6 protein-coding genes are annotated in these 5,484 nt (G+C 56.4%); 4 read left to right on the plus strand and 2 right to left on the minus strand.

What is annotated here, in order from left to right:
- Positions 1-253 precede the first annotated feature (253 nt).
- Positions 254-2,503 carry an N-6 DNA methylase gene (locus WAW39_RS23480; protein ID WP_422321591.1) on the plus strand — a complete coding sequence of 750 codons (2,250 nt, stop codon included), beginning with the start codon at positions 254-256 and terminating at the stop codon, positions 2,501-2,503.
- Positions 2,504-2,577: 74 nt separating this feature from the next.
- Here WAW39_RS23480 and WAW39_RS23485 read toward each other — a convergent pair whose 3' ends face one another.
- Positions 2,578-2,712, minus strand: coding sequence for a hypothetical protein (locus WAW39_RS23485; protein WP_422321592.1), 135 nt, complete (start codon positions 2,710-2,712; stop codon positions 2,578-2,580).
- Between the two features lie 533 nt (positions 2,713-3,245).
- Positions 3,246-3,518 (minus strand): hypothetical protein, encoded by a 273-nt coding sequence (locus WAW39_RS23490; RefSeq protein WP_422321593.1) that lies wholly within the window; start codon positions 3,516-3,518, stop codon positions 3,246-3,248.
- A gap of 99 nt (positions 3,519-3,617) precedes the next feature.
- Between WAW39_RS23490 and WAW39_RS23495 the strand changes: the two genes are divergently transcribed.
- The 3 genes from WAW39_RS23495 to WAW39_RS23505 are packed head-to-tail and all read left to right on the plus strand — an operon-like array spanning position 3,618 to position 5,402.
- Complete coding sequence (locus tag WAW39_RS23495; protein ID WP_422321594.1) at positions 3,618-3,926, plus strand: hypothetical protein; 309 nt, start codon at positions 3,618-3,620, stop codon at positions 3,924-3,926.
- Between the two features lie 2 nt (positions 3,927-3,928).
- Positions 3,929-4,732 carry an SLATT domain-containing protein gene (locus WAW39_RS23500; RefSeq protein WP_422321595.1) on the plus strand — a complete coding sequence of 268 codons (804 nt, stop codon included), beginning with the start codon at positions 3,929-3,931 and terminating at the stop codon, positions 4,730-4,732.
- 19 nt (positions 4,733-4,751) lie between these two features.
- Positions 4,752-5,402, plus strand: a complete 651-nt coding sequence (locus WAW39_RS23505) for a GIY-YIG nuclease family protein (protein WP_422321596.1) — start codon at positions 4,752-4,754, stop codon at positions 5,400-5,402.
- The last annotated feature ends 82 nt before the right edge of the window (positions 5,403-5,484 follow it).

Here is a 5,484-nt window from a genome sequence, read left to right on the forward strand (position 1 = left end):
GCCCAGGGCGCAGCGCAGCCAGCCCTGGGTCACCCCATCACGCCCCCCCTTTCACCGAAGGTCGCACCCTGAAGGGGTGCGGGAGGTCTCCCGGCACCTGGATTGAAGCGCCAACGGCGCGCCCTATCGCAGCCCAGGGCAACGCCCTGGGAAGAACACAAAACGAACAGCCGGGAGCCCTGAAAGGGCGGCCTAACTCACGCCGGCCTAACTTTATCTTTGCCGCCACGCTTCCACCTGCTAGCAAGAGCCCATGCCCGTCTCCGCCGACCTCTTTCCCGACCTTTTTGCGCCCTTCACCACCACTGCCTCTTTTACCTCGGCCACGATTGAGGCGGTCGAAAAGACCCTCTTCGAAAAAAACGGCAAGCCCTACCTTAAGTGCCTCGTCCGGGGCAAGGATGTCATGGCAAAGCCTGAGGAGGTCGTGCGCCAGCTCTGGCTGCACACGCTCATCTACCGCTACAAATATCCGAGCTCACGCATTCAGGTAGAGTACCCCGTCACCTTCGGGCGGGACACCTCCAAGCGCGCGGACATCGTCATCATGGATGCCGACCGCCCCACCGTGCCCTACGTCATCATCGAGGTGAAGCAGGGCAGAATGAAGGACGGGAAGGAGCAGCTCAAAAGCTACACCCACGCCACCGGGGCACCGCTGGCCGTGTGGAGCGACGGCATCGCCTACGTCGTCTGGCACCGGAAAAACCCGAATTACTTCGAGGTCATCCCCGCGTTGCCGCGTGCCAATGAAACCATCGAGATGATCGCCGGTCAGCCCTGGACCATCGACAAGCTCCTGGAGTTTGAAAACGAACGCGATGCCCAAGGCAGCAAGGCCGTGAGCCTACGCCAGCTCATCGAAGACCTCGAAGACGAAGTCCTCGCCAATGCCGGCGTGGATGTCTTTGAAGAAGTGTTCAAGCTCATCTTCACCAAGCTCTTCGATGAGCTCTCCTGCTACTCCGAACATTCGCCTCATCTGCGCTTCCGTAACATCAACACCGCCGCCAGTACAAAAAAAGCAATCCAGGAGCTCTTTGATGAAGCCCGCGAGCGCTGGGACGGCGTCTTTGACGATGACAAAATACGTCTCACACCCGAACATTTGCAGGTTTGCGTCGGTTCACTGGAGCAATGGAAGCTCTTCAACTCCAACCTCGATGTGGTGGACGAGGCCTTTGAATACCTCGTCAACAAATCCTCCAAAGGGGAAAAGGGCCAATACTTCACCCCGCGCTGGGTAATTGACCTCTGCGTGAAGATGCTCAATCCCAAAGAAAGCGAGACCATCATCGACACCGCGTGCGGCAGCGCCGGGTTCACCGTTCACAGCATCTTTCATGTGTGGAAGGCCATCTTCAAGGAAATGGGCAAACCCGAGTCCCACCTCTTCACCATGGAGAAGAAGCCCGCCCGCTGCGCCAAATACGTGCAGGACAAGGTCTTCGCCATCGACTTTGACGAAAAGTCCGTCCGCGTCTCCCGCTGCCTCAATCTCATTGCCGGAGACGGCCAGACAAACGTCCTTCACCTGAACACCCTTGACTACAAGCGATGGGACGAAACCACCAAGCAGCAGGACTGGTCGGATATCTACCACGAAGGCTGGAAGAAGCTCCGCAAGCTCATGGCGGAAAAGAACGACTACCGCGCCTTCGGCTTTGATGTACTCATGGCCAATCCGCCTTTTGCCGGTGACATCAAACAGACAGACATGCTCAGCCCCTACGAGTTGGCGCACAAGCGCGCCAAAGACGGCGGCCAAGGCAAGCTGGAGTCCGCCGTGGGCCGCGATCTGCTCTTCATCGAGCGCAATCTTGACTTTCTAAAACCCGGCGGCCGCATGGCCGTGGTTCTGCCGCAGGGGCGGTTCAACAACAGCAGCGATCAGCGCGTGCGTGAATACATTGCCGAGCGCTGCCGAATCCTTGCTGTCGTGGGTGTCCACGGCAACACCTTCAAGCCCCACACCGGAACTAAGACCAGCGTGCTTTTTGTGCAAAAATGGAACGATGACAAAGATGCCGGGCCGATCTGCAAGAAGGTGAAAGACTACCCCATCTTCTTTGCCACCCAGCGCCTTCCCAGTAAGGACAACAGCGGTGACAAGATCTATGTGAACCAAACTCTCTACGTCGGATACGACCGCAAGCAAAATGCCCGTGTCGCTTTACCAGAGAAGGAATTTGTGGCCCATTTTGGCACCCTGGATGCTGCCGACCTTTTTAGTGCGCGCGTCGGCCCCGAAGGACCTGGCCTTGAGTGGGTGCGCGGTCAGGTCGAGGAAATGCAGGAGAAGCAAAAAGCCGACAATGACAGACCAATTACATGGAAATTTGCCGCCCTTGGCAAGCGAGAAACCAGACAGGAACGTCTGCGCGATACTCATGGCCACTGGGTTGTCCAGCATGACTTCTTCAACCACGACGGTCTGACCCAGAATGGCATCGCGGAAGCCTTCGAAGAATTCGCAGCGAAGGAAAAGCTAAGTTTTTTCTAACCCGCCCCTTCAACGCCAAGCACTACGCGAGGTTGTTGGAGGGGCTGGAAATCAGTGAGATCAAACGCACTGTTCTAGAAAACTTCATGACGATTGGCGCAGAGTATTACGCGCCAGAATTTCTTTTGCCGTTTAACAGGCTCATCGCAACGCCATTCCATAAAGAAAAGCTTGAGAGCTGCTGCCCGCTCATCACCGATGGTGACCATGGAAGTGCTGATTATGCGGACGAAGGCGTTCCATTCGTTCTCAGCGAGTCTATCGAAGAAGGTAGGATTCGCCGAGAAGCATGCCGTTTTCTCACCCCTAGTTATGCAGCAACTCTAGGCCGCTCTAAACTCCAGTCTGGTGACGTGCTAGTCACCAAGACGGGCGTTTATTTTGGGGTGAGCGCTGTCGTGGATGATGCTTTCGCAGGGGCAAACACCATCGCTCACGTCGGCATCCTCAGGCCCAGGGCAGGCTTGGACCCATACTTTCTCTCCACCTTTCTGAACTCCCTCTACGGATATGTACAGCTCAGACGTAGAGGCATCAAAACATCGAGACCCGAAATCAAGCTCTTGGAATTTGCTGACATTGAGGTTCCAATTTGCTCTAGAGAGTTCCAGTTGGCGATCCGCCGACAAGTTCTCAAAGCACTCAGCACCTATGATGCAATTGAGAGACAGTTCGCCCAAGCCGAACGAACCCTACTGCGAACGCTAGGGTTGGATGGCTGGGAGCCACCGGAGCCTCTGACCTACACCCGCCGTGCCTCCGAAGCCCTCGCCGCCGCCCTTTCGATGCCGAATACTATGCGCCACGAGTCGCCCAACTGCTTGCCAAACTCCGCGCCGACGGCCTCACCATCCACGATGTAGCCCCAGCCCGGCATGAGCCTTTTGATGCCAGCAAGCACAAGGCCGACAGCTTCCGTTACATCGAGATCAGCGGCCTGCGCAGCGACGGCACCTCCAGCAGTGAGCCCACGCTCACCGATGAGGCCCCCAGCCGTGCTAGCCAGAAAGTTCATCAGGGTGACATCATCACCTCCACCGTCCGCCCCATCCGCCGCCTCAGTGCCATCATTGCCCCTGAACAGCACGAGGACGTCTGCTCCTCCGGCTTCGTGGTGCTTGAACCACAATTCATCGCCCCCGAAGTTCTCCTGACCTACCTCCGCCTCCCCATCATCTGCGAACTGATGGACCTTCACACGAGCGCCAGCCTCTACCCCGCCATCTCCGAGCGCGACATCCTCAAGCTCCCGATCCCCAAAATCCCCGAGAAAGCCGCCAAGGAAATCATCACCCAAATCCGCCAAGCCCACAACGCCCGCCACGAAGCCCAAGTCCTTCTCGCGAAAGCCAAGCGTGCGGTGGAAGTTGCAATTGAAAAGGGTGAGGATGCCGCACAAGCTGTCTTAGCAAGGAAGGACTAACCATGTTTACTTTAGTTTGGCAGCTCAGGCGCTTGTTGCACCTATGGATCAAGAAGCCGGCCACAATGAAACGGTTGTGGAAGGCTTCTGTATTGCATCGAAAGCAGGCACGGCAAGTGGCCAAACGAGTTCGCGAGAGCGAACTTCGTGTATTGTGCAGAGACTCCAAGAGTAACAAACCTTCCCTGCCTCCTTACCTTGAGAGAAATCGCTGGGAAGAGGAGCTTAATTACAAACTTTGGATTACCAAGGGGGCACGGTTCAATGCTGCCAAACGCTGCGAGGAAAAGGATTATGCCGCGACCTGGACTAACGCTCTGCTGTCCTGCTATTTGATCATCGTCGGTTTGATTCCGTTTGTGCCAAATCCCGCATTCAAAGACTTTTCCCCTGACATCCTCAGCTTTGTCACGACTGGAGTGTCAATCATGCTTCTCGCTTATGGATTGATTGTGGCAACCCAACGGTATCCTATGCAAGCCATCGTTTATCACGAGTGCGCATTAAAAATCGGCGTTCTCTACAACGCTTTGCGCCGCGCAAAGGAGCTGAAGAACGAGGATGACAAAACCAAAGAGATCCTTCGGATTTCACTTGAGTATGACGAACTGCTAAGCCGATACCCTAACCACCACGCGTTGGATTCAGCTCTCTTCGAAACCAGCAAGAGGACTTACTTCAAACTGTCGAGATGGGAATGCTTCAAGCGGCGGCGGCTCTATTGGTTTCATACCAAAGCGATTCACCACTTTGCGATTCTAATTCCAGTGCTCATCGTCCTCAAGCTCTGGCTCGCAACGAAATAATCCGCCGAGAAGACCCCTCATGCCCAACATCATCTACGTCCTGACCAATGAAGCCATGCATGGACTGGTGAAGATCGGTCTCACACAAAATCTGGAACAGCGCCTCCGCGAGCTGAGCACGCCCAGCGGGGTACCGCTGCCCTTTGAGTGCCACTACGCCGCCGAGGTGCCGGAGCATGTGAAGGTGGAGGCTTTGCTGCATCAGCTTTTCGCCGAGCATCGCGTGAACCCCCGGCGCGAGTTCTTCCGCATCCAGCCGGAGAAAGCCGTGCTGGCCCTGAAGATCGGCGGCTTCAAGGACGTGACACCCGGCGATGACGTGGCCGAGGACGAGGCCGAGAAGGCCGCTGTCGAGCGGCAGCGCGCACGGCGGGAACGCATCAGCCTTTCGGCCATCGGCATCAAGCCCGGCGATGTCCTAACCTTCTCCCGTGATCCTGATCGAAAAGTGGAGGTGCTACCGGACAACAAAGTCCGCATGAACGAGCTGGAACTCACCCTCTCCCGTGCCGCCATCACCTCCCTGCAGGAGATGGGCTACAAAACCACGCACGCCAGCGGCTCCCAATACTGGATGTTTGAAGGCGAATCTCTGGATGAACGACGCCAGCGTCTGGAAGAGGAGAAATTTGAAGAAGGATTTTGGGGAGAGGAACCTAACCAAGCCTAGAGCGCGCGTGCTGGCATTTTTTTTTGGTTTGTTAAAACCTCTCAGCGGCCAACGTAGCCCGGTCCGCCGGGCAGTGCATGAC

The organism is Prosthecobacter sp., assembly GCF_049294395.1.
In the GTDB taxonomy this organism is placed as follows: domain Bacteria; phylum Verrucomicrobiota; class Verrucomicrobiia; order Verrucomicrobiales; family Verrucomicrobiaceae; genus Prosthecobacter.

Excerpts from the sequence above, each read along its gene's own strand:
- WAW39_RS23480 (WP_422321591.1), top strand. The coding sequence starts at position 254 with ATGCCCGTCTCCGCCGACCTCTTTCCCGACCTTTTTGCGCCCTTCACC.
- WAW39_RS23505 (WP_422321596.1), top strand. The coding sequence starts at position 4,752 with ATGCCCAACATCATCTACGTCCTGACCAATGAAGCCATGCATGGACTG.
- WAW39_RS23500 (WP_422321595.1), top strand. The coding sequence starts at position 3,929 with ATGTTTACTTTAGTTTGGCAGCTCAGGCGCTTGTTGCACCTATGGATC.
- WAW39_RS23490 (WP_422321593.1), bottom strand. The coding sequence starts at position 3,518 with ATGAACTTTCTGGCTAGCACGGCTGGGGGCCTCATCGGTGAGCGTGGG.
- WAW39_RS23485 (WP_422321592.1), bottom strand. The coding sequence starts at position 2,712 with ATGGTCACCATCGGTGATGAGCGGGCAGCAGCTCTCAAGCTTTTCTTT.